Source organism: Devosia sp. Leaf64 (genome assembly GCF_001421945.1).
GTDB lineage: Bacteria > Pseudomonadota > Alphaproteobacteria > Rhizobiales > Devosiaceae > Devosia.
This window is the reverse complement of record NZ_LMLO01000018.1, coordinates 385,142-406,168: the sequence shown is the minus strand read 5'-3', so window position 1 is coordinate 406,168 and position 21,027 is coordinate 385,142. Positions and strand designations below refer to the sequence as shown.

General features: G+C 61.5%; 16 protein-coding genes. 12 read left to right on the top strand and 4 right to left on the bottom strand.

Annotated elements, in window-relative coordinates; all coding sequences use genetic code 11:
- Window positions 1-250: 250 nt before the first annotated feature.
- Complete coding sequence (locus ASE94_RS11155) at window positions 251-6,178, bottom strand: hypothetical protein (protein WP_062630446.1); 5,928 nt, start codon at window positions 6,176-6,178, stop codon at window positions 251-253.
- 453 nt (window positions 6,179-6,631) lie between these two features.
- Here ASE94_RS11155 and ASE94_RS11150 point away from each other — a divergent pair, with 453 nt between their 5' ends.
- From ASE94_RS11150 to ASE94_RS11100, 11 genes are all read left to right on the top strand, one after another.
- Entirely contained in the window at window positions 6,632-7,027 is a 396-nt protein-coding gene (locus ASE94_RS11150; protein WP_062630445.1) for an Hpt domain-containing protein, read from the top strand.
- Window positions 7,028-7,070: 43 nt separating this feature from the next.
- Window positions 7,071-7,430, top strand: coding sequence for a hypothetical protein (locus tag ASE94_RS11145; protein WP_062630444.1), 360 nt, complete (start codon window positions 7,071-7,073; stop codon window positions 7,428-7,430).
- 84 nt (window positions 7,431-7,514) lie between these two features.
- Window positions 7,515-9,116 carry a peptide chain release factor 3 gene (locus ASE94_RS11140; RefSeq protein WP_062630443.1) on the top strand — a complete coding sequence of 534 codons (1,602 nt, stop codon included), beginning with the start codon at window positions 7,515-7,517 and terminating at the stop codon, window positions 9,114-9,116.
- Entirely contained in the window at window positions 9,113-10,285 is a 1,173-nt protein-coding gene (locus ASE94_RS11135) for an SAM-dependent methyltransferase (protein ID WP_062630442.1), read from the top strand. Before ASE94_RS11140 ends, ASE94_RS11135 begins: the two co-directional genes overlap by 4 nt.
- A gap of 203 nt (window positions 10,286-10,488) precedes the next feature.
- Entirely contained in the window at window positions 10,489-10,809 is a 321-nt protein-coding gene (locus ASE94_RS11130) for a 2Fe-2S iron-sulfur cluster-binding protein (RefSeq protein WP_062630441.1), read from the top strand.
- A 190-nt stretch (window positions 10,810-10,999) separates the two neighbouring features.
- Window positions 11,000-12,394, top strand: coding sequence for a siroheme synthase CysG (cysG, locus tag ASE94_RS11125; RefSeq protein ID WP_062630440.1), 1,395 nt, complete (start codon window positions 11,000-11,002; stop codon window positions 12,392-12,394).
- Complete coding sequence (locus ASE94_RS11120) at window positions 12,391-12,720, top strand: DUF2849 domain-containing protein (RefSeq protein ID WP_062630439.1); 330 nt, start codon at window positions 12,391-12,393, stop codon at window positions 12,718-12,720. Before cysG ends, ASE94_RS11120 begins: the two co-directional genes overlap by 4 nt.
- Window positions 12,707-14,365: a nitrite/sulfite reductase gene (locus tag ASE94_RS11115; protein ID WP_062630438.1), complete on the top strand. Its 1,659-nt coding sequence runs from the start codon at window positions 12,707-12,709 to the stop codon at window positions 14,363-14,365. The genes ASE94_RS11120 and ASE94_RS11115 overlap by 14 nt, the downstream gene beginning before the upstream one ends.
- A complete protein-coding gene (locus tag ASE94_RS20660) occupies window positions 14,352-15,626 on the top strand; it encodes a phosphoadenylyl-sulfate reductase (RefSeq protein WP_082461158.1) in 1,275 nt (424 codons plus the stop codon). The genes ASE94_RS11115 and ASE94_RS20660 overlap by 14 nt, the downstream gene beginning before the upstream one ends.
- A 163-nt stretch (window positions 15,627-15,789) precedes the next feature.
- The gene (locus ASE94_RS11105; protein ID WP_062630437.1) at window positions 15,790-16,815 is read left to right on the top strand and encodes an NAD(P)/FAD-dependent oxidoreductase; all 1,026 of its coding nucleotides are present in this window, start codon (window positions 15,790-15,792) and stop codon (window positions 16,813-16,815) included.
- Window positions 16,816-17,001: 186 nt separating this feature from the next.
- A complete protein-coding gene (locus ASE94_RS11100) occupies window positions 17,002-17,325 on the top strand; it encodes a 2Fe-2S iron-sulfur cluster-binding protein (RefSeq protein WP_062630436.1) in 324 nt (107 codons plus the stop codon).
- On the opposite strand, the gene ASE94_RS11095 is transcribed toward ASE94_RS11100, so the two are convergent.
- Window positions 17,322-17,645: a hypothetical protein gene (locus ASE94_RS11095; protein ID WP_062630435.1), complete on the bottom strand. Its 324-nt coding sequence runs from the start codon at window positions 17,643-17,645 to the stop codon at window positions 17,322-17,324. The genes ASE94_RS11100 and ASE94_RS11095 overlap by 4 nt on opposite strands.
- A 197-nt stretch (window positions 17,646-17,842) precedes the next feature.
- Here ASE94_RS11095 and ASE94_RS11090 point away from each other — a divergent pair, with 197 nt between their 5' ends.
- Entirely contained in the window at window positions 17,843-18,541 is a 699-nt protein-coding gene (locus tag ASE94_RS11090; RefSeq protein ID WP_061911155.1) for an EAL domain-containing protein, read from the top strand.
- Here the strand turns inward: ASE94_RS11090 and ASE94_RS11085 are convergent.
- Complete coding sequence (locus ASE94_RS11085) at window positions 18,530-19,555, bottom strand: TIGR01620 family protein (protein ID WP_062630434.1); 1,026 nt, start codon at window positions 19,553-19,555, stop codon at window positions 18,530-18,532. The two genes, ASE94_RS11090 and ASE94_RS11085, sit on opposite strands and share 12 nt — an antisense overlap.
- Window positions 19,552-21,003: a YcjX family protein gene (locus ASE94_RS11080; RefSeq protein ID WP_062630433.1), complete on the bottom strand. Its 1,452-nt coding sequence runs from the start codon at window positions 21,001-21,003 to the stop codon at window positions 19,552-19,554. Before ASE94_RS11080 ends, ASE94_RS11085 begins: the two co-directional genes overlap by 4 nt.
- Between the last annotated feature and the right edge of the window lie 24 nt (window positions 21,004-21,027).

The following is a 21,027-nucleotide window of genomic DNA, read 5'->3' as shown; positions in this document are numbered from 1 at the left end:
AATGCCGTTCTGAGAGACCAAACGCCCTTCAAAACCTGAACCAACAACACAGTTGCTCGGGTCGAGCCCGAGGGAAGAGCGGTGTTTCGAGAGGCATATGCGCGTCTCACTGCTTCGCGGTTGATGGTTTTACCAGTGCAGAGTGACGTGCCGCGGGCTGCAGACCTGTTGGACGTCTTTAGGCCTTCGGACTAACAACCAATAAAAAAGCCCCGGATGGTCCGGGGCTTTTTGTTTGTTATCGCTGGCTTCAGGCGCTGAGGCGGCCGCTGGCGTGGGCGAGGGTTGTGTAGACCTTGCCGCGATCCGAGAGCAGGTATTCGCGGGTCTCGGCCGCAGCGCGAGGGCCGGCGGCGGCGCGCTTCAGGAGCTGCTCGAAGTCACCCATATAGGCCTGGGCGGTGCGGGCGAATTCCGGATCGCGCTGCAAGCGCTTGCGGACTTCGTCATAGGTGCCTTGGCCGGTCAGCGTGTAGATCCGCCTCGAGAAGACATTGGATTCGCCATTCTGGTAACGGCCCCAGGCATCTGCGAGTGCATTGTCGTCGATAGCGTTGGCGATTTCCTCGGTCAGCGTGGAGAGGCCCTGGGCAGGCTGCTGGCCGGCCTGGCTGGCCGAAGCGTTGCGCAGAACATCGCGGAGCCAGCCGCCACCTTCGGCACCAGCTGCCGGAGCCGTCTCAGGCTGCTGGCGTGGCGCGGGGGCCGGGGTTGGCGTTACGGTGCGCTGTGGCGCGACTGGTTGCTGAGCGACAGGCGCGGCCTGGACGGGCTGCTGGGCCTGCACCGGCTGACGGACAGTTGGGCGCGGTGCTTCAACCGGGCGGGTGCGGATTGGATCGACCAGGGTCTGTGCGGCCGGTTCCGGACGGTAGGTTTCCGGGGCCGGCTCGGGCTGGCGCGGCGGCTGGTAAGGCGCCGGCTCGGGCTGGCGGGCCGAGACGCGGGGCTGGCTGCCGCGACGATCGGTGAGATCGTGGGTTGCCGGCTGGCCGCGAACGATGGCGTTGAGTTCGCTGAGGGCTTCGATCTGCTCGGCAACGACGCGACGCATGGCGGCCGCGCTGGCGCGGGTTTCCTCGGGCAGCTCGTTGACGCCGCGGGCGAGTTCGGCGCGGGTGGCTTCGAGTTCGTGACCGACTTCACGAGCCGTTTCGCGCATGGCGCGAGCTGTCTCGCCGAAGCGCTGGGTCGCGTCTTCGATGGCCTGCTGCATTTCGGCGACCAGACGGCGCTGGGCTTCCTGCAGAGCTGCATTGGTGCGACGGCTTTCGCCATCCGCGGTCTCGCGGAAATCGCCAAGCCGGCCCGTGACCTCTTCGGCGGTTTCATCAAGAGTCTGGCGGAATGCGCCAGTCGACTGATCGATGGCCTGACGCAGCTGTCCCGTATTGCTGGTGATGGCATTGCGGACGGAGCTGGTCGATTCCGCGATGGTTTCGCTCAGCGAGCTCGTCGTCGAGTTCAGAACATCGGTGACGCTGCCAGCGGTCGAAGCGAGGAGATCGCTGACGCGGTTGGAATTGTCTTCGAGGCTCGAATTGACCTGATCAGCCTGGGCTGCAAGTGCGGCACGCACCGAAGACGAGGTGTGCGTGAGGGCGGCAGCGGCAGCTTCGGCAGCGCGCTGGACGGCGTTGTCGACCTGGGCGCTGCGTTCTTCGAGCGTCGCAGTGAAGTGTTCATTGGTGGAATAGAGCGCGTCGCTGACGGTCGATGTCGCCGAGGTGAGCGCTTCGGTGACGGTGCTGCTGGTCGCGGCAAGGGCCTCGTCCATGGCGCGGCGTGCCGAGATCATGCGGCGTTCGGTATCGTTGACCGTATCGGCGATCGACTGCGCGAAGAGGCGCATACGATTGTCGATATCGTCGGCGCGGGTCGTAAAGCTGTGGGCCAGGGCATCCATGGCACCACGGCGGTCTTCGAGCGAATCGAGGGCCGTTGAGCTGGTGGCTTCAAGGGCACGCGAGGCTTGGGACATGGAAACAACTTCCATATCGAGCTTGCCAAGAATGCCGGCGAACTCGTCGACCATGGACTGGATGGTGCTCTGGAGCGCGCCGACATGGCGGGTGACCATGACGCCGGCTTCCTCGGTCTGGCCAATCGCGTCGCGCATGGTGCCGGCATAGCTGGCGGTCTGCTGAGCAATGCTGGTTTCGAGCGTTGCGAGATTGGTGGTCGAGGCGTCGAGCACGCGCTGCAGCAAGAGATTGGAGTCGTTGAGCTTGCTGAGGGCCGAGGTGACATCGGTGAGGATGCGGCTCGAGGATACGGCCATGATCTCTTCGGCGTCGCGTGCGGTGCCGGTGAGGGCCTCGCGGAGGAGGTTGCCGTGGCTGCGCAGGGCCATCTGCAGTTCGCCCGACTTTTCATCGACAAGCGAAGCAAACTGGCTGGTGTGGGTCTCGACCGAATTGTTGATTTCGCTGAGGCGGTTTTCGAGCGATTCGACGGTCTGGACGGCGCGGACCGAGACGATGTCGTCGATGGAGCCAGCAGCCAGACGGATCTGGTCGAGTGCGTTACGAACAGCCGAATCCATGCGGGTGGCCGTGGCGGCAACGTCGGCCGAGATATTTTCGGTGGCGGCGGTGATGCGCGTCGAGATGGTTTCTTCGATGCGATCAGCGCCGGCTTCGAGATCGGCCATGGACTGGGTGATCGAGGTATTGATCGAGGCGTTGAGCGCTGCGAGGCGCTCGGCCGTGATGTCGGCGCGGGCGGTGATGGCCTCGGGCAGGGTGCCAAGGCGGGAATCGACGAGATCGACCATCGACTGGCGCGCGGCATCGACGCCGGCTTCAACGATCTGCGTGGCCTTGCGGACGTTTTCGTCGAAACTGACGCTGGCAGCATCAATACGCGACGTCACGCCGGCCTGGGCTTCGTCCACGCGGGCGAGAGCCGAGGACAGATTCTGCGTCATCGCCGTGCCGATTTCCGCGACCTTGCCGGCAACCGTCGAGGACATATCGTCCATGCGGGTCGACATGGTTTCAGTGACGGTGCGGAGCGACTGGTCGATGGATTCGCGAGCGGCGGCACTGTGCTGATCCAGCGTCTGTGCGAGCTCGGCCGTGTGCATGCCGATGGTTTCGCCCATCGAGGTCGTGTGGCTCGACAGCGTATCGGACAGCGCCTCGGTGCGGGCGGTGAGGGTGCTGGCGAGCTGCGTGGTGCGGGTGCCGACGGCCTGCGCGAGTTCGAGAGTGCGTGCGTCGAGCGCTGCGGTGAGCTCGGTGGTGCGACGGTCGAACGACGCGTTGAGTTCGTTGGTGCGGGTATCGAGAGCGCCTGCCATGGTGGCGGTACGCGCGTCGAGATCGCCGACGAACCGGCCGGCACGTTCCTCGATAGCCGAGGTGAACTGTGCCTGCTTTTCTTCAAGCGTACTGGTGAGCGAGGCCTGGCGCTCATCGAGCGTCGAGGCGAGAACACCCTGGCTGGCGTCGAGGGTCGAGGCCAGCGTCTGGGTGCGCTTTTCGAGCTGACCGCTCAGCGCATTGGTGCGGCTTTCGATTTCGAGCGAAAGCGTATTGGTGCGCTCCGAGAGCGTATCGGCAAGGCGCTGCGTGCGGCCGGCAACGGCCTGATCGAACGCCTGGGTGCTGATGGTGAGCGTCTGACCCAGTTCCTGAGAGCGGGTGCGGATGGCTTCGCTGAGCTCGGTCCCGCGACCAGCAAGGGTTTGTTCCAGCGATTCAGCGCCGGCGGTGACCGCCTGGCCGATTTCGCCGATGCGTGCCTGCAACTGATCATTGAGTTCGGCAGCGCGGCTTTCGAGGCTGAGGTCGAGGGTCTGCGCGTAGGAATCGAGGCGATTGGACAGCTCATGCGAGCGTGCGTTCAGAACGTCGTCCATGCGGGCGGTGCGGCTGTCGAGGCTGACATTGAGCGTATCGGCGTAGGCGTCGAGCTTGTTGCCGAGATCCTGGCCGTGGTTCGAGAGCACAGAATCGATGCGTTCGGCGCGGCTATCGAGCCCCGTATTGAGCGTATCGACATAGGCGTCGAGGCTATTGCCGAGGTTCTGGCTGTGGGTCGACAGCACTTCGTCGATGCGGTTGGCGCGACTATCGAGGCCGGTATTGAGCGTATCGGCATAGGTGTCGAGACGGCTCGTCAGCGTCTGAGCGCGCGAGGAGAGGACCTCGTCGAGACGGCCGGCGCGGGTGTCGAGAGCCTCGGTCAGGGTCTGCGAGCGCGAAGAAAGCACATCGTCGATGCGGCCGGCGCGCGTGTCGATGGCTTCAGTCAGGGTCTGCGAGCGTGAGGAGAGGACCTCGTCGATGCGTCCAGCGCGGGTGTCGAGGGCTTCGGTGAGGTTCTGAGCACGTGAGGAGAGAACTTCGTCGATGCGGCCCGTGCGCGTATCGAGGGTCTCGGTGAGGGTCTCGGCATAGGTGTCGAGACGCTCGGAGATTTCGCGGGTGCGGGTTGCGAGGCCTTCGGTGATGGCGGCGGTCTTGGCGCCGATCACTTCGTTCATCTCACGAGTGCGTTCGGTGACGACTTCGTTGAAGCGGCCCGATTCTTCGTTGAGCGCCATTTCGAGGACATTGGCGCGCGTAGCAAAGCTTGAGCCGTGCTGATCGAGGCGGTTGAGGAGCTGATCGCCCTTGTCGCCGATGACATTGTCGAGCGCGGAGAGGCGCTGGTCGAGCTGACCGGTGATGTCACTTAGGCGGGCGTCGAACTGGCCGAGCGAATCCTGGCCGGCCGACGATACAGTAATGCGCGCGCGTTCGGCCGTGTCATCAAGAGCGCCATTGATTTCGATGAGCGCGGACTGCAGACGGCTTTCGAGCGAATTGAGCTGGATCGACACCGACTCGTCGAGCTGGCGGGTAAGGGCGCCGAGCATGGCTTCGGCTTCGCGGGCGCGGTCGGAGACATCTTCGCCGACGCGGCTGCCGAGCTGTTCAAGCGCGCGGTTAACCAGATCGCCGCGTTCGCCCCACTGATCGATCAGCTTGGTCGAGTTGACGGCGAGGAGATTGGCCAGTGCGTCGGTCTTGTCCTGAATGGCCGTGGTCAGCATCAGGGTCTGGGAATCGAGCGAGGACCCGATGGTGCCGGCACGGGCGTCGAGCGCTTCGGTAAGGCTCTGGATGTGGCGCTCGATATTGGCCTGGAAATCGCGGGTGCGGCTTTCAAAGCTGGAATCGACGCGCGACGCGCTGTCTTCGACAACGCCGGAGACGCGACCAGCGGATTGTTCGAGCGAGGCGAGGAAATCGGTGGTCCGATTGTCCATCAGGCGTGTGAAATTCTCTGCACGTTCAGAGAAAGCGCCGTTGAGAACATCGCCGCCGCTTTCAAGGGCGCGAGCCAGGGTGCCGCCGCTTTCGTTGATGGTGCCGGCAATGCGCTGGCTGATCATATCGAGATCGAAGACGAGACCGGTATGGCTTTCGGTGATTGCCTCACGCACGCGCTCGGTGTTGGATAGCACGCTTTCGCGCTGGTTAGCCAGTTCGGCAATCAGTGCGCGCATACGCGACTCATTGTCGGAATAGGTCCGTTCGAGCGCAGTGACCTCGTTATGGATCATCACTTCGAGTTCGCTGGCGCGGGAGAGGGCGCGTTCAAGCCCATCGCCCAGGGCGTTGACCTCGCGGCGCACAGCCTGGCCGACAGAGGCGACCTTATCGGCTGCGGTCACTTCCGGCTCTGCAAGGCGAATGGCGGCCTGGGTGATCGAGGAAGCGGCATTGCGCAAATCCTGCGCGCGACGAATGAGCGTGGCGACAGCAAAGAAGCCGAGAACGGGCAGAAGAATGATCGCGACTATGGCGATGAATTCGATGGAGGCGGCGAACTGGCCGAAATTGGCCATTTCGGGACCATAGCGGAACACAGCGGCTGTGCCGGCCACGGCGACCCAGAGAACGGACAGAACAGTCGCGAGCCAGGTCGGCGTCGCCGACGAGCGATTCTGGAGGCCATAAAGGAGGCGGGCCGCAGAGGCGCGATCGTCATTGGCGACCGAACCGGCCTGCTGCGCGATCTTATCGGCGGCGCGAAGACGCTCGGAGCGTGGCTGCTCCGGCTTCTTTTCGGTCCGTGGCCGATTGGCTGGATCGAGGCTGAACACCGATTCCTTGAGCGCGTCTTCTACGGCCGAAAAGGCCAACGCAGCCGGATCGTTCGGGGTGTTCTGATTATTGGCCATACTCTTTACAACTCTCGCGTCGGCACTGCAGCGCATAGCGGGCATTAGGAGTATATCTAGCCCCGAACACCTTTCGGTGCCCGTGGTCAAATAGGAACAATTCGATGCAAATGCCTCGACGGTTCCGACCCCTCGCCGCCGCGCGCTGGCTCAACGTTCACTATTACATTCAATTTGATGCAAACCGAAGGATTTCCGAACGAAAGGTTAATTTTAACGTGGAAACGAGAGGCGTTTAGGTGTCCGGTTTTGCTCAGAACACTCAAAACATCTCGATTTCCGGCGTTTTGGCTCTTTCGGTCCCGAGAATCCCGTTAACTTTTGCCTGTATTGCTCTGGCCCTCAAATGAAGGCGAAGTTGGGGCTTAAGAGGCTGTTCATCCACCCATTCTAAGCTGAAGGTTCGAGTATCGCCCGGCTACGAGTTTTGGCCGAGTTATGATGGAGCATCTAATGGCCCCCTTGAGCACTGCATTTGAGGCAGAGCCGTTCACCGAAATTCGCACGCGCGCTGCCCGGCCAGTGGATCTGGTCCATCTCGCCAAGCAATGCCTCGGCGATGAGGCGCTGGAGCGTGAGGTTCTCCGTCTCTTTGATACGACGATCACCGATTACTATGGTCGCCTCAAGCTTGCGACGAGCTTTGACGATCTTAGCCTCGTGCTGCACTCGATCAAGGGCGCGGCCGGTGGCGTCGGCGCCTGGTCCATCGCCGAGCAGGCTAAGGCCATGGAACACGAAATGCGCAGCGGCCGGCCGCTATCGCAGGAAAAGATCGACGATCTTGGGATTGTCGTCGGCGACGTTCGGGATTTTATCGCGCGCATGGTCGGACAGGACGCGGCCTGAGGCGGTATTGCTTCTCTAGCCTTTTCGATGAGAGCATCATCGAATGAAGATCACTATTGTCAGAACGCCTTTGGGCGAAGCGCCGGAATGGGTGCGCGAGGCCTGGATTGGCCTCACCTTTCCCGTCATTGGCGCAAAGCAGCGGATGGCGGCCTATGGCGTGCTCACCCGGCCGCGAAACTGGTTTGCCCAAGTGTGGGCCAATTTGACCGGCAAGAGCTTCGAGATGACCGGTTATCTCGTCAACGCCAAGCTCGCTGTCGACTTGTTGGCCGAGCACCAACTGGAGGCAGCGGCATGGTGGCGTGAGCATCTGCCGGATCGACTCGACGGCGAAGGCCAGTTCCTTTTCGATGCAGACGCTTGCGAGGAAGTCAGTTCAAGCGCTGATCGCGCGGTTTGACCATGTCCTTGTCACGCCATATACAGCGCCCAATATCTTAAACGTGCCGGGCGGGATGCTGCGGCCGCATTTGTCAAAAAGCCCATGTCCCTTGCCAGTGCCGCCGAGGTTTCTCCTCGGGTCAATCTTGAACCGTTTCGTACCCGTCGGACCTTTGCGATCATTTCGCACCCTGACGCCGGTAAAACCACGCTGACCGAACGGTTGCTGGCGGCGGCTGGTGCTATTCAGCAGGCGGGCGCGGTTCGCGGAAAGTCCGGCGCGCGCTCGACGCGTTCGGACTGGATGGAAATGGAGCAGCAGCGCGGCATTTCGATTTCGTCATCGGTGATGACGTTCGAATTCGACGGGCTCACTATGAACCTGCTCGATACACCGGGCCACTCGGACTTTTCCGAGGACACCTATCGCACGCTGACGGCTGTGGATGCGGCGATCATGGTGATCGACGCGGCCAAGGGCATTGAAAGCCAGACGCTGAAGCTGTTCGAGGTGTGCCGCCTGCGCGACATTCCGATCATTACCTTCATCAACAAGGTGGACCGCGAGGGCCTGGCGCCGCTCGATCTGATCGACGAAATCCAGAGCAAGCTGGCGCTCGACCTGACGCCGGTGCTGTGGCCGATCGGGCAGGGGGTGGATTTCCGGGGTTATATCGACCTCCTGGAAAAGCGCGTGGTGACGCCGCAAGGCAAGACGCTGGCCGATTTCGAGGTGATCGACGATCTGCTTGAGGTGGAGAGCCTTGTGGATGATCCTGTGTTCATGGTGGCGCTCGAGACGCTGGAATTGGCGCGGGCCATGTTGCCCGAATTCGATCTGCCGACCTTCCATGCGGGGCATATGAGCCCGGTGCTGTTCGGCTCGGCGCTGAAGGGTATTGGCGTTGCTGAGCTGCTGCGCACATTGGGCGATTGGGGTCCGGAGCCGCGGCCGCAGCCGGCGCTGCCAAAACCGATTGCGCCCGATGAAAAGAAGGTCTCGGGCTTCGTCTTTAAGGTGCAGGCGAATATGGACGCGAACCATCGCGACCGTATCGCCTTTGTGCGCCTCTGCTCGGGCACGTTCACGCGCGGGATGCGTCTCAAGAATGTGCGGTCGGGCAAGGATATGGCTGTGGCCAATCCGATGTTCTTCTTCGGCAATAATCGTGAACTGGCCGAAGAGGCTGTGGCAGGCGATATTGTTGGGATTCCCAATCACGGGACGCTCTCGGTTGGCGATACGCTGACCGAAGGCGCGACGATCAATGTCACGGGCATTCCGAACTTTGCGCCGGAAATTATTCGCCGTGTGCGTCTCGTCGATGCGATGAAGACCAAGCAGATGTCGAAGGCGCTATCCGATCTCGCGGAAGAAGGCGTGACGCAGGTGTTTCGCCGCATGGTCGGTGCGGACTGGATCGTCGGCGTGGTGGGCCAGTTGCAGCTCGAAGTTTTGGCGAGCCGGGTGAATAAGGAATATGGCGTGCCGATTACCTTTGAGCCGATGGGCTTTGAGGTGGCGCGCTGGGTCGATAGCGATGATGCGGACGAGTTGAAGCGCTTCATTCAGGCGCAGAAGACCAATATGGCCGAGGACCGGGCCAATGCGCCGGTGTTTTTGGCGCAAAACGCGTGGTGGGCGGATCGGGCCAAGCAGGATTGGCCCAAGATCAAGTTCCTGACCACCAAGGAACGGCATTGAGCGCCCCCGATCGCATAGAGGAATTTGTCCTCGCGCTGCAGACCGGCTTTATCGATGGGTCGATCATCAAGCTTAGGCTTGGCGGCTATCATGGCGCCGAGGCGGACTTGAAGAGCGTCGAGGGCCGAAAGGTGGCGCTTAAGGCCGGCGAGCGGATGAGCCTCGTCTGGAGCTACAAGACCCGGGACATCACCAAGAACCTGATCATCGACGAAGCCCTGAGTTTTGTCCGTGATGGCTTGTCGACGTCGTTTCGCAGCGGACGGCTGGAGACGAGGGATTTCGACCTGCAGATCGAGCGGCAGGGCGACAAGTTTCGGCTGAAAAGGACCGAAGTCTCGGGGCGCGAAGTGGCGACCGGCGGGCACGATCGGGTAAAGAACCGGCCGCTTGAGGCGGGTGCAAAGCCGTGGATGCAGGCGCTGGGCATTGCCGGTGCGGACGGCAAGGTCCTGGCGGCGTCGCAGGATAAGTTTCGACAAATCAACAAGATGGTCGAAATTTTTGCGCCTTTGATTCACGAGCTTTCGGCCAAGACGCCGCGCATTGTCGATATGGGCGCGGGCAAGGGCTATCTCGATTTTGCGCTGTTCGATTATCTGCAGGGTAAGGGTGTGCCGGCCAAGGTGATCGGCGTCGAGATGCGGCCCAAGCTGGTGGATGACGGCAATAAGCTGGCGGCGCAGAGTGGGTTTGCGGCGCTGCAGTTCGTGCCTGGATCGATCCTTGATTATGACGCGAGTGGCGCCGACGCGGTGATTGCGCTTCATGCCTGCGATACGGCGACCGACGACGCGATCTTCAAGGGGATTTCATCGGGAGCCGAGCTGATCGCCGTGGCGCCGTGCTGCCACAAGCAGGTGCGGCGGCAGATGGAGGCGGGGACCTCGGACGGTCGGCTGGACTTCTTGCTGCGCCATGGCACGTTCATGGAGAAGCAGGCCGAAATGGTGACCGACGGGCTGCGGGCACTGTTGCTCGAAGCGTCGGGCTATCGGACCAAGGTGTTCGAGTTTGTCTCTGATACTCATACGCCGAAGAACAATCTGATCGTCGCCCAAAAGGGCAAGGCCGGCTCGCGTGAGGCGGCGCTGAAGAAGGTGGCTGATGTGAAGGCCATGTTCGGGATCGAGCGGCATTATCTTGAGGGGTTGCTGGGGCTGGCTTGAGCCCCTTCACCTCTCCCTTTGGGGGAGAGGTCGGCGCGTAGCGACGGGTGTGAGGGGGCCTTTGCTGCGGTTTTTGTCGGAAGGCCCCCTCACCCGATCCTGACGGATCGACCTCTCCCCCAAAGGGAGAGGTGAAGAGGCGCCTACCCAATCTCGCTCGGGTGGCCTATATCCTCTGGCACCAGCAAGCCTAAAAGGTCCCCATGACCAAGATCACCTTTGTTACTTCAAGCAGCGAACGCATCGAGACGGAAGCGGAGAACGGCGCGACCGTGATGGAAACGGCCATCATCAACGCCGTGCCTGGAATTGTCGCGGAATGCGGCGGCGCCTGCACCTGCGCAACATGCCATGTCTATGTCGATGATGCCTGGCGCGAGACCGTCGGCGGGCCTTCGATGATGGAAGAAGACATGCTCGATTTCGCCTTCGACGTGAAGGATGCTAGCCGGCTGTCCTGCCAGATCAAGGTGAAGGACAATCTCGACGGGCTCGTCGTTCACGTGCCGACGCGGCAGGGTTGAGCGCCTCAGGCAATTCCCGCATTTCGCGCAGAGGCGGTTGGCCGCATTTTTTTGCCTGCCACCGCCGTTCAACCTTAGCGTCATTCTAAGGTAACCCTGCCAAGGGAAATATAAAAGCGATTGAATTTCAACGCCTTGCTCCAATCCCTTGCCTGCGACTATTTTGGCGCACAATTGGAATAGGACTAGTATGGCTCGCCTCAACACATTTCCGTTGAGCTACAAGGTCAAGGGCAAGCGCATCATCATCGTCGGTGGCACCGACGAGGCCCTGAACAAAGTCCGGTTGATCGCTAAGACTACTGCTTCGATAGAGATATATACGCGACAGGTCGAGACGGATTTTTCCGGCTACGATCTGACCGTTTTCGAGCGGCCGCTGGCCGTCGGCGATATCGATAGCGCCGTCATGGTATTCGTGGCTGACGAGGGCCCGGATGGCGCGTTGGCCGCCGCTGAGGCGCGCCGGCTGAACATTCCGCTCAATGTGGTGGACGTCCCTGACCAGTGCGATTTCTATACTCCCTCCATCGTCGATCGGGCGCCGCTGAGCGTCGCTGTTTCGAGTGAAGGCGATGCGCCAGTTTTGGCGCGGCTGGTGCGCGCGCAGATCGAGGCGCTGCTCTCGCCCGGGATCGGGAAAATCGCCGGTCTGGCCGGTGGTTTACGCCAGAAGGTTGAGAGCCTGATTCATGATGGCGCCGCCCGGCGTCGCTACTACGAGGATTTGGTGACTTCGCCTGCCATCGAGAGCGCTTTGGCGCAGGGGCATGGCGAGGCTGAGGCAATCAAGCTGCTTGAGAGCCACGTTGCGACGGGTTCTGGCGCCGGCGTCGTCTGGCTGATCGGGGCAGGGCCGGGTTCGGCTGATCTGCTGACGCTTCGGGCGCAGCGCTATCTGCAGCAGGCGGATGTGGTGGTCTATGACCAACTCGTGCCGGCCGAAGTGGTGCAGATGGGGCGGCGCGATGCCGAGCAAATCTCGGTCGGTAAATCCAAGGGCAACCATAGTTTCACCCAAAGCCAGATCAATGCGTTGATCGTGCGGCTCGCGGGCGAGGGCAAGCGCGTGGCGCGGCTCAAGTCGGGCGACCCAATGGTGTTCGGGCGAGCCGGCGAGGAAATCGCGGCGCTGCGTGACGCTGGGATTGGCTTCGAAATCGTGCCGGGCGTGACGTCGGCGCTCGCGGCTGCAGCCGATACAGCGACACCGGTGACGCTGCGGAAAGTGTCGACTGGCTTGGTCGTTGCGACGGCGCATGGGGCTGAGGATAGCGAATTGGCGCATTGGGCGGCTCTGTCGCTGACGGGGCTGACCCTCGCGCTTTATATGGGCAAATCGATCGCGGCGGAGACGGCGGCTCGGCTGCTTGCAGCAGGTGCCGATGCTGATCTGCCGATTGGCATCGTCGTCAATGCGGGACGGGCGAGCAGCCGGTCCTATTCGGGAAATCTGGGTGAATTGGCGCGCGGCGCGGTCGCATTCGAGGATGGCCCTGCCGTCATTCTCGTTGGCCGGGCCGTGGCGCATGGCGATTGGGTTGAGGCCGTCGCCGGAGAATTGGAAAGTTTCAAGATAGCATGAGCAAGGAAATCCTTACGGGGAACGAATTGATCTCGGGCGCGACGGTTTACCTGTCGGCATCCGGCGATTGGGTGGAAGCGCTGAGCGCTGCGCGTCTTTTTGAGAAGGAAGACGCAGCCGAGCGCGATGGCGCTGTTGCGGCGACCAAGGCGACCGGTCGCGTTATCAGCCTTGAAGTCGAAGAAGTCGATGTCGTCGATGGGCAGATCGTGCCCAAGCGGCTTCGCGAACGTATCCGGGCTGCGGGTCCCACCGCGCCATTGACGCTCCATGGGCAGGCTTACGACCGCCAACATCTGGGTGAGGACGGTCATGTATCGATATGACGAATTTGACGCCGCGTTCGTCGCGGGCCGCACGGCGCAGTTCGCCGATCAGGTGAAGCGCCGTATTTCGGGCGAGCTGAGCGAAGATCAGTTCCGGCCGCTGCGGCTGATGAACGGGCTCTATCTGCAGCTCCACGCCTACATGCTGCGCGTCGCCGTGCCCTATGGCACGCTGTCGGCAAAGCAGATGCGCAAGCTCGCTCACATCGCGCGGGTCTATGACCGTGGCTATGGCCATTTCACCACGCGCCAGAACATTCAGTACAACTGGCCTAAGCTGAAGGATATTCCGGTTATTCTCGAAGAGCTGGCATCGGTCGAGATGCACGCGATCCAAACCTCGGGCAATTGCATCCGCAATGTGACGACGGACCAATTTGCCGGCGCTGCGGCCGACGAGATCATCGATCCGCGGCCGGTCGCCGAAATCCTGCGGCAGTGGTCGAGCCTTCATCCCGAATTCTCGTATCTACCGCGGAAGTTCAAGATCGCCATAACCGGCGCACCGCAGGATCGCGCGGCCATCCGTTTCCACGACATCGGCCTGCAGGCGGCCGTGAACGGCGCCGGCGAGATCGGCTGGGAAGTGTGGGTTGGTGGTGGCCTCGGCCGTACGCCGATGATCGCCAAGCTGATCAACAGTTTTGTGCCCAATGAGCACCTGCTGGCTTATCTCGAATCCATCATGCGCGTTTACAACCGCTATGGCCGCCGGGACAACAAGTACAAGGCGCGCATCAAGATCCTGGTCCACGAAGAGGGCCTTGAGACCATCAAGGGGCAGGTCGAAGCCGAATTTGCCGAGGTGCGCGGCGGTGTGCTGACGCTGCCGAGCGACGAAGTCGATCGGATCAGCGCCTATTTTGCGCTGCCGGATTTTGCGCAGCAAAGCGTGACCAAGATCGATGTGGCATATGAGTCGGTCATTGATCCTGCCTATGGCCGTTGGCTCGATAACAATATCAATGCCCATAGCCAGCCCGGCTATGCCTCGGTGACGATTTCGCTGAAACCCGTTGGCGGTGCGCCGGGCGATGCGACGGATGCGCAGATGGAGGTCGTTGCTGATCTCGCTGAAAAGTATTCGTACGATGAGTTGCGGGTGACGCATGAGCAGAACCTGGTTCTGCCGCACGTGGCGCTGGCAGATCTGCGGGCGGTCTATGATGCACTGGTGGCTGCCGAGCTGGCTGAGGGCAACAACAACCTCATCACCGATATGATCTGCTGCCCGGGCCTCGATTTCTGCGCTCTGGCCAATGCGCGCTCGATCCCGATTGCTCAGGAGATTTCCCGCAAGTTTGCCGAGCCGGCGCGCCAGAAGGAAATCGGCGAGCTTAAGATCAAGATCTCGGGCTGCATCAATGCCTGCGGGCACCATCATGTGGGGCACATCGGCATTCTCGGCGTCGAGAAGAAGGGCGGCGAGCTCTATCAGATCACGCTGGGCGGTGACGCCACAGAGCATGCTTCGGTCGGCAAGATCATTGGGCCGGGTTTCGAAGCCGAGAACGTGCCGGGCGCGATCGAGAAGCTGGTCGATTTTTACATCGCCCAGCGCACGAGCGAAGACGAGACTTTCATCGCAGCCTATCGGCGTCTTGGGGAAGCGCCGTTCAAGGAGGCCCTCTATGGGACTGCCTAAACTCGCGCCCGCTAAGGCGGCGCATGACAAGCTGAAGTCGCTGGGCATTCTGGCGCTCAATGGCATGTTTGACGAAATGGATGCGGTCGGCGTCTTGCGCTACGCCGTGTCCGATGTGCTTCCCGGCGATCTTGCTATCGTCTCGTCCTTCGGGGCGGACTCGGCGGTGCTGCTGCATATGGTGGCGCAGGTCGATCCATCGATGCCGGTCTATTTCCTCGAGACCGGCAAGCATTTTGCCGAGACGCTCGATTATGTCGAAACGCTGAAGAAGCAATTCGGCTTGATCAATGTGCGCGCGATCCATCCGGACCCGAAGGATGTGGCGCGGTTCGATCCCAATGGCGACCTTTGGGAGACCGATCCGGATTCCTGCTGCCATATCCGCAAAACCGAGCCGCTTGAGCCGATCACCGAGCAATATGGTGGCTGGGTTACGGGGCGGAAGCGCTATCAGACCAAGGAACGCGGCGTGCTGCCGCATTTTGAATTGACCAGCGATGATCGCATCAAGGTCAATCCGCTGGCCTATTTTTCCGACATCGACGTCATCGAATATCGCCAGAAGCATAACTTGCCCGAGCATCCGCTCTATGCCAAAGGCTACAAGTCCATTGGCTGCGCGCCCTGCACCTCGATTGTTGCCGAGGGTGAAGATCCACGCGCTGGACGGTGGCGCGGCCTCAACAAGAAGGAATGCGGCATCCATTATGATTTCTCTGGAGCGATCGCCAATCCTATGACTGCTGCCGCCCGCCATACGCTCTGGAAAGACGGCGCGTTCATCGCCGACCCGTTCAAGGACTGGGTGGAGGGCACTGCGCCATCCGAAGCGCGCTATACCCACGTCCCGCTGCCGGAGTTTCTGGCGAACCGTGCCGAGTATCTTGCAAACCAGCATCCGCTGGGGCTGCTGGTGTCGCCCGGTGAGAAGATCGAGGATGTTGTCGATGACTTGTCGCGCTTCGCTTCGGTCGCGATAAAATTCCCAGCCTTCTCGGATGGGCGCGGCTATTCGACGGCGCGCCTTCTGGTTGAGCGGTTCAAATATGCGGGCGAAATCAGGGCTGTAGGCGATGTTCTGCAGGATCAGATTCCGCATATGCGCCGCTGTGGGTTCAATGCGCTGGTGGTCACCCACGAGCCGACCCGCGAAGCGCTGATCGAGAACCGGTTGCCGGAGATGGCGCTGTTTTATCAGCCGGTGGGCGTCACCGAAGTTCCGGTCGGTACTCGGCCCTTCCTTCGTCGCGTCTCCTAGGATAAGTGGAGCGCGTCGATCAGGTAATCCCTGGGGGTTACTTCCAACACCGCGTCATCCCCGCGAAAGCGGGGATCCCTCTCGTCGCGCAGGGAGATTCCCGCTTTGGCGGGAATGACGCCGAGCAAAATTGCGGACCCGGCGTCCGCCAAGGCAGAGACAAATGAGCACTGAGATCACCACCGACGTTGTCGTTATCGGCGCTGGGCCTTGCGGCCTGTTTGCGGCTTTCGAACTCGGGCTGCTCGATATCAAATGCCATTTCATCGACATTCTGGATCGCCCCGGTGGCCAGTGCGCCGAGCTTTATCCGGAAAAGCCGATTTACGACATTCCGGCCTTTCCGATGATCACGGGCCAGCAGCTGACCGATAATCTCATGGCGCAGATCGCGCCGTTCTCGCCCGAATTCCATTATTCGCGCATGGTCAATTCCATCGAGAAGCTGGAAGACGGCTCGTTCAAGCTGCAGACCGATGCCGATGAAACCTTCTTCACCAAGGTTGTGGTGATCGCGGCTGGTGGTGGTTCGTTCCAGCCCAAGCGCCCGCCGGTGCCCGAGATCGAGCAGTTTGAGAACAAGTCGGTCTTTTATGCCGTGCGCAGAATTGAAGATTTTCGCGGGCAGGATGTCGTCATCGTCGGCGGCGGTGACTCGGCGCTCGACTGGACGCTCAACCTCCAGCCCATCGTTCGCACGCTGACGCTGGTGCACCGGCGCGATGCCTTCAAGGCGGCTCCGGCTTCGGTCAACAAGATGAAGGAGCTGGTGGCCGAGGGTAAGGTCAACTTCCAGCTTGGCCAGATCGCTAAGCTCGACGGAAAGGACGGCCAGATCGACCATGTGCATCTGACGACCGAAGCGGGCGATCTGTCGATCCCCGCGACGCGCCTGCTGCCGTTCTTTGGCCTCACCATGAAGCTCGGTCCTGTGGCCGACTGGGGGCTTGAGCTCAACGACAACACGATTGTCGTCGATACCGAGAAGTTCCAGACGTCGGTCCCCGGCATTTTTGCGATCGGCGACATCAATTCTTATCCAGGCAAGCTCAAGCTGATCCTTTCTGGCTTCCACGAGGCCGCATTGATGGCGCAGGCTGCGAAGTCGATCATTTCGCCGGGCGAGCGCGTGGTGTTTCAGTACACGACCAGCTCGACCAAGCTGCAGAAGAAGCTGGGTGTGGCGTAAGTGCACAGCAAAACTCGATTGTCACCCCGGCCTTGAGCCAGGGCCCATCCTGAGATCTCAAGTTGGATCCCGGCTCAAGGCCGGGATGACAGCGGCGGTTTGAGGTGCACTGTGCCCAAACCAATGTCCTACTTGCCTTCCCGCCCCATACAACGCTAAGCACGCCCCGCTGTTGAGGAGCGCCCGATGAAAATTTCCGTTACCGACCAGGCAGGCGAATTGCACGAGCTCGAAGGGCTCGAGGGCTGGCGCGTGATGGAGGTCATTCGCGATTGGGGTCTTAACATCAAGGCCGAGTGCGGCGGTGCGCTGAGCTGCGCCACATGCCATGTCTATGTCGATGATGATTGGCTCGGTGCGGTCGGTGCGCCGAGCGACGAGGAAGAGGATATGCTCGACAGCGTCGGCGATGTGAAATCGAACTCGCGCCTATCATGCCAGATCCTTTGCTCGGATGATCTCGATGGGCTGAAACTGACCCTGGCTCCAAGCGCGGCCAAGGACGCCTAAAGCGAGTTGATGTCGAGGGGCTCGAAGCGGAGCGACGTCGCTTCGCATTCGTGCCATTCCATTTCGGCGCCGGCCTGATCTTCCTTGCCATAGCACCAGCCGCGCTCATTGAGCGCGGTGCCATAGACCGAGCGGGCCGCGCAATTGGCCCAGGTCTTCACGTCATTGCCGCTGTTGCCGCGGCAAATGGCGTTTGCATCCTCATAAAGCTCGATGAGTTCCGGCGTTGTTTCCGACGCATCGGGAAACTGTTTGTCTCCCTGTGCATAGGCGGCGGGGACAATGGAGAGGGTAAGAGCGAAGACGGCGAGGGCTTTCATGGGCAAACTCCGCGTTGGCAGAGAATGCTCGGCCAACATTGCGGCAGGACTGGGCCTGCTGGGCTCAGATTGTCGTTGCATTAAGAGACATCAGGCACATTGGAGGAACTACTAGCATCATAATAACATAGGTTATTCAAGTGGGTGTTTCTTGTGAGGGTTGCCGCGACGGAGAGGAGTTTCCTGTCGCCTTTACTATGGCGTTCCAGCCGATCGTCGATGTCAGCACCCAGACCGTATGGGGCTATGAAGCTCTCGTGCGCGGCATGGACGGGCAAGGCGCTGCGAGTGTGCTGTCTGCCGTAACCGACGCAAACCGCTATGTTTTCGATCAGGCTTGCCGTGTGAAAGCCATCGAATTGGCGGGGCACAACCTGCCAATGGCGTCGGACGCGAGGCTCTCGATCAACTTCATGCCCAATGCGGTTTACGAACCCCGAGCCTGCATCCGCGCAACGCTTGGCGCGGCGGCGCGTGCACAATTCGACCCCAAGCGGCTGATGTTCGAATTCACCGAGAACGAGCGCATGCCCAATGTAGACCATGTCGCCAATATCGTTGCCGAATATAAGCGCATGGGGTTCATGACCGCGCTCGACGATTTCGGTGCCGGTTATGCCGGCCTCGGGCTACTGGCAAAATTCCAGCCAGACCTCATCAAGATCGACATGGAATTGCTCCGCGATGTCGATACATCAGTGGCGCGCCAGGCGATCATTGCCGGTATCGTCGGGATCAGCCGGCAGCTCGATATCAAGGTTTTGGCCGAAGGCGTCGAAAGCGAAGCCGAGCTGATGACGCTGCGCGCTGCGGGGATTGCGCTGTTCCAAGGCTATTACTTCGCCAAGCCGCGCGTCGAGACTTTTGAAGAACCGGCAATGCTCCTAGCCGCCTGAGTTGCGGCCGGCATCTCCCGTCACCTTGACCAGTTCGGGAATGAAATCCCGAACCATGGGCTGGGGTGAGGTTTCGAACGGCATAGGGCGGACGACGCGCATGGCGGCAATGCCGACACGTACGGTCATCAAGCCATTGACGACGCCTTCGCCGAGCCGCGCGGAGAGCTTTGCCGCCAGCCCTTGGCCGACGAGTTGCTCGACGACCCCGTCGGTAAGCACGAGGCCGCCGGTGACGGCGAGATGGGCAAGGATCGCGCCGGTCAGCCGCCAGAAGCCGAAAAAGCCGGGGCGGGCGCCATAGAGCGCCGCGATCGCGCCGGCAAGGCGCACACTTTCATAGATTACGAAGGCGACATCGATCAGGGCGCGTGGCGAAACAGCCGTGACCAAAGCCACGCGACGCGCCGACGCGGCCGTCAGGATCTTGGCGCGGGCGTCGAGCGAGGCCATCAGATTGCGTTCGGCGAGCGCGATGATTTCGCCGCCGTCGAAGAGATGGGGCAGGTTGGTCTTCACTGCCTCGCGGCCGCGCGCCATGTCGGGCCGATCCGCATAGATGGCTTCGAGCTGGTTGACGACGTGCTGCGCAGCCTTTTGGTCATCGTCGATACGGGCGCGAGCAGCATCGGCCTTGAGCGCATCGAGCACGCGAAGGCGCCGCAGGGCAAAGACCTCGCGGGCAACCAAAGCAAGGACCGCGACGATGAAGGCGCCGAGGACACCCAGGCCGACATAGCCGAGCAAGGGTTGGGCAGCGAAGAGATCGCGGATCAGGCGGTCAGCCGCAAGCGCTAGGCCTGCCGAGATCAATATCCCGCCTGTGGTCCAGGCGAGCTTTCCGATCCAGCCCATGCGGCGCGGCGGCGGTCCGACGAGGACTGCATCGGTTTCCGGCTCGTCAAAACTTGTCTCCACCAACTCGGCAGAGGCTGGCGCAAAGGCGCGTGGGGCGCGGATGGCGGATTCGGATTCGTCGACGGTGCCGGTGGGGCGAGCAATAGGACGCTTCATGCCATCCAGTCTCCGATGAGATAATCGAGTGCGCGGTCAAAGCGGATGTGCGGCAAAACGGTTTCGCCAGAGCCATTCACCTCGCGCTTCTGCGGCGGGGTGAAGCGCAGGAAGTTAAGCGCGACCGGATTGCCGTCTTCAAATAGAGAATCCGGTCTTTCCGGCAAGTCGCCGGGAAACAATGCTATTTCGGTTTTGCCATCATAGGTGATGCCGTCGAGTTCTTCCCCCGCTTGCGGCGTGCCGATCAAGGTTGGCAGCGTCTCCCCACCTTCGCGAATCGTGCCTTCGCTGGTCGACCGAATGGCGGCAATGGCGATGGATTTGGTGGAGGCGCCGGCAAAGCGGGCACGCTTGGCGGCGTTCGACACCAGCCGATTGAGAATTGCTTCGAGGCGATCATGGCTTGTGTGGTGGACGTGGTCGGCCTTGGTCGCGGCAAAGAGGATGCGATCGATGCGGCGGCTGAACGGGCGCAAGAGCGGATTGGCTTCGCCCTGACGGAAGCAGGAGAGCACCGAGGTCAGCGCGGTTTCGAGATCGGCAACAGCAGCCGGCCCGGTATTGAGCGCGCGCAGAGTATCGACGAGCACCACCTGGCGATCGAGCCGGGCAAAATGGTCGCGGAAGAACGGACGCACCACCTGGGCTTTATAGGCCTCGTAGCGGTTTTCCAGCATGGCATAGAGGCTGGTGTTGCGGATCGGCAGGCTGGGGCGTGGTAGCGGCGCAAAGGTCAGCGCTGGCGAGCCCTCGAGATCACCGGGCAGCAGGAACCGACCGGGCGGCAGGGTCGAGAGCGCGCCATGCTCGCGGCTGCGGCGGAGATAGGTGGTGAAGGCGCCGGCCAGTCGTTCGGCGTCCGGGTCGGTGGCGTCGCGGAGGGCGTCGGTATTGTCGAGCTCAAAGAGGAACCGCCCTGCCTCGTCCGCATGGCCGGGCTGGCGCGCGCGGGCGAGGGCCTCTTCGCTCCATTCGGCAAAGCTTTTGCCCAAGAGCGGCAGGTCGAGCAGCCACTCGCCGGGATAATCGACGATGTCGAGGTTGAGCGTCGCGGGTCCGCGCACGCCGCCCCACCATTTTGCCGACTGGTATTTCAAAACAATGCGGAGCTGGGAAATGCGCCGCGTACTTTCCGGCCACGTCGCGGGTTTGCTGGTCAGTGCGGCTAGGTGCTGCTCATAGGCGAAGCGCGGGATCGTCGCATCGGGATATTCGGCGAGTTTAGCGCCGATGAAGCGACCTTCTGCCAGCGGCGCGAAGCCGGGCAAGCGACCTTGAGTAAGAAGATTGTGGATGAGGGAGGTGATGAAGATGGTCTTGCCAGCGCGGCTGAGGCCGGTGACGCCCAACCGAAGCGTCGGCGTCAGGATGCCGGTCGCGGTATCGGTGAGATTGGCGAGGGCGATGCCCAGTTCGTCGGTCAGGTTGGTCGGCGGCTGGGGCAAGTTCGGTCCTCTTCAGCACCAAGA

What these genes read in the sequence shown, in the direction of transcription:
- ASE94_RS11130 (WP_062630441.1), top strand. Translation starts at nt 10,489, where the DNA reads ATGACCAAGATCACCTTTGTTACTTCAAGCAGCGAACGCATCGAGACG.
- ASE94_RS11155 (WP_062630446.1), bottom strand. Translation starts at nt 6,178, where the DNA reads ATGGCCAATAATCAGAACACCCCGAACGATCCGGCTGCGTTGGCCTTT.
- ASE94_RS11145 (WP_062630444.1), top strand. Translation starts at nt 7,071, where the DNA reads ATGAAGATCACTATTGTCAGAACGCCTTTGGGCGAAGCGCCGGAATGG.
- ASE94_RS11090 (WP_061911155.1), top strand. Translation starts at nt 17,843, where the DNA reads ATGGCGTTCCAGCCGATCGTCGATGTCAGCACCCAGACCGTATGGGGC.
- ASE94_RS20660 (WP_082461158.1), top strand. Translation starts at nt 14,352, where the DNA reads ATGGGACTGCCTAAACTCGCGCCCGCTAAGGCGGCGCATGACAAGCTG.
- ASE94_RS11095 (WP_062630435.1), bottom strand. Translation starts at nt 17,645, where the DNA reads ATGAAAGCCCTCGCCGTCTTCGCTCTTACCCTCTCCATTGTCCCCGCC.
- ASE94_RS11115 (WP_062630438.1), top strand. Translation starts at nt 12,707, where the DNA reads ATGTATCGATATGACGAATTTGACGCCGCGTTCGTCGCGGGCCGCACG.
- ASE94_RS11120 (WP_062630439.1), top strand. Translation starts at nt 12,391, where the DNA reads ATGAGCAAGGAAATCCTTACGGGGAACGAATTGATCTCGGGCGCGACG.
- ASE94_RS11085 (WP_062630434.1), bottom strand. Translation starts at nt 19,555, where the DNA reads ATGAAGCGTCCTATTGCTCGCCCCACCGGCACCGTCGACGAATCCGAA.
- ASE94_RS11100 (WP_062630436.1), top strand. Translation starts at nt 17,002, where the DNA reads ATGAAAATTTCCGTTACCGACCAGGCAGGCGAATTGCACGAGCTCGAA.
- ASE94_RS11140 (WP_062630443.1), top strand. Translation starts at nt 7,515, where the DNA reads ATGTCCCTTGCCAGTGCCGCCGAGGTTTCTCCTCGGGTCAATCTTGAA.
- cysG (WP_062630440.1), top strand. Translation starts at nt 11,000, where the DNA reads ATGGCTCGCCTCAACACATTTCCGTTGAGCTACAAGGTCAAGGGCAAG.
- ASE94_RS11150 (WP_062630445.1), top strand. Translation starts at nt 6,632, where the DNA reads ATGGCCCCCTTGAGCACTGCATTTGAGGCAGAGCCGTTCACCGAAATT.
- ASE94_RS11105 (WP_062630437.1), top strand. Translation starts at nt 15,790, where the DNA reads ATGAGCACTGAGATCACCACCGACGTTGTCGTTATCGGCGCTGGGCCT.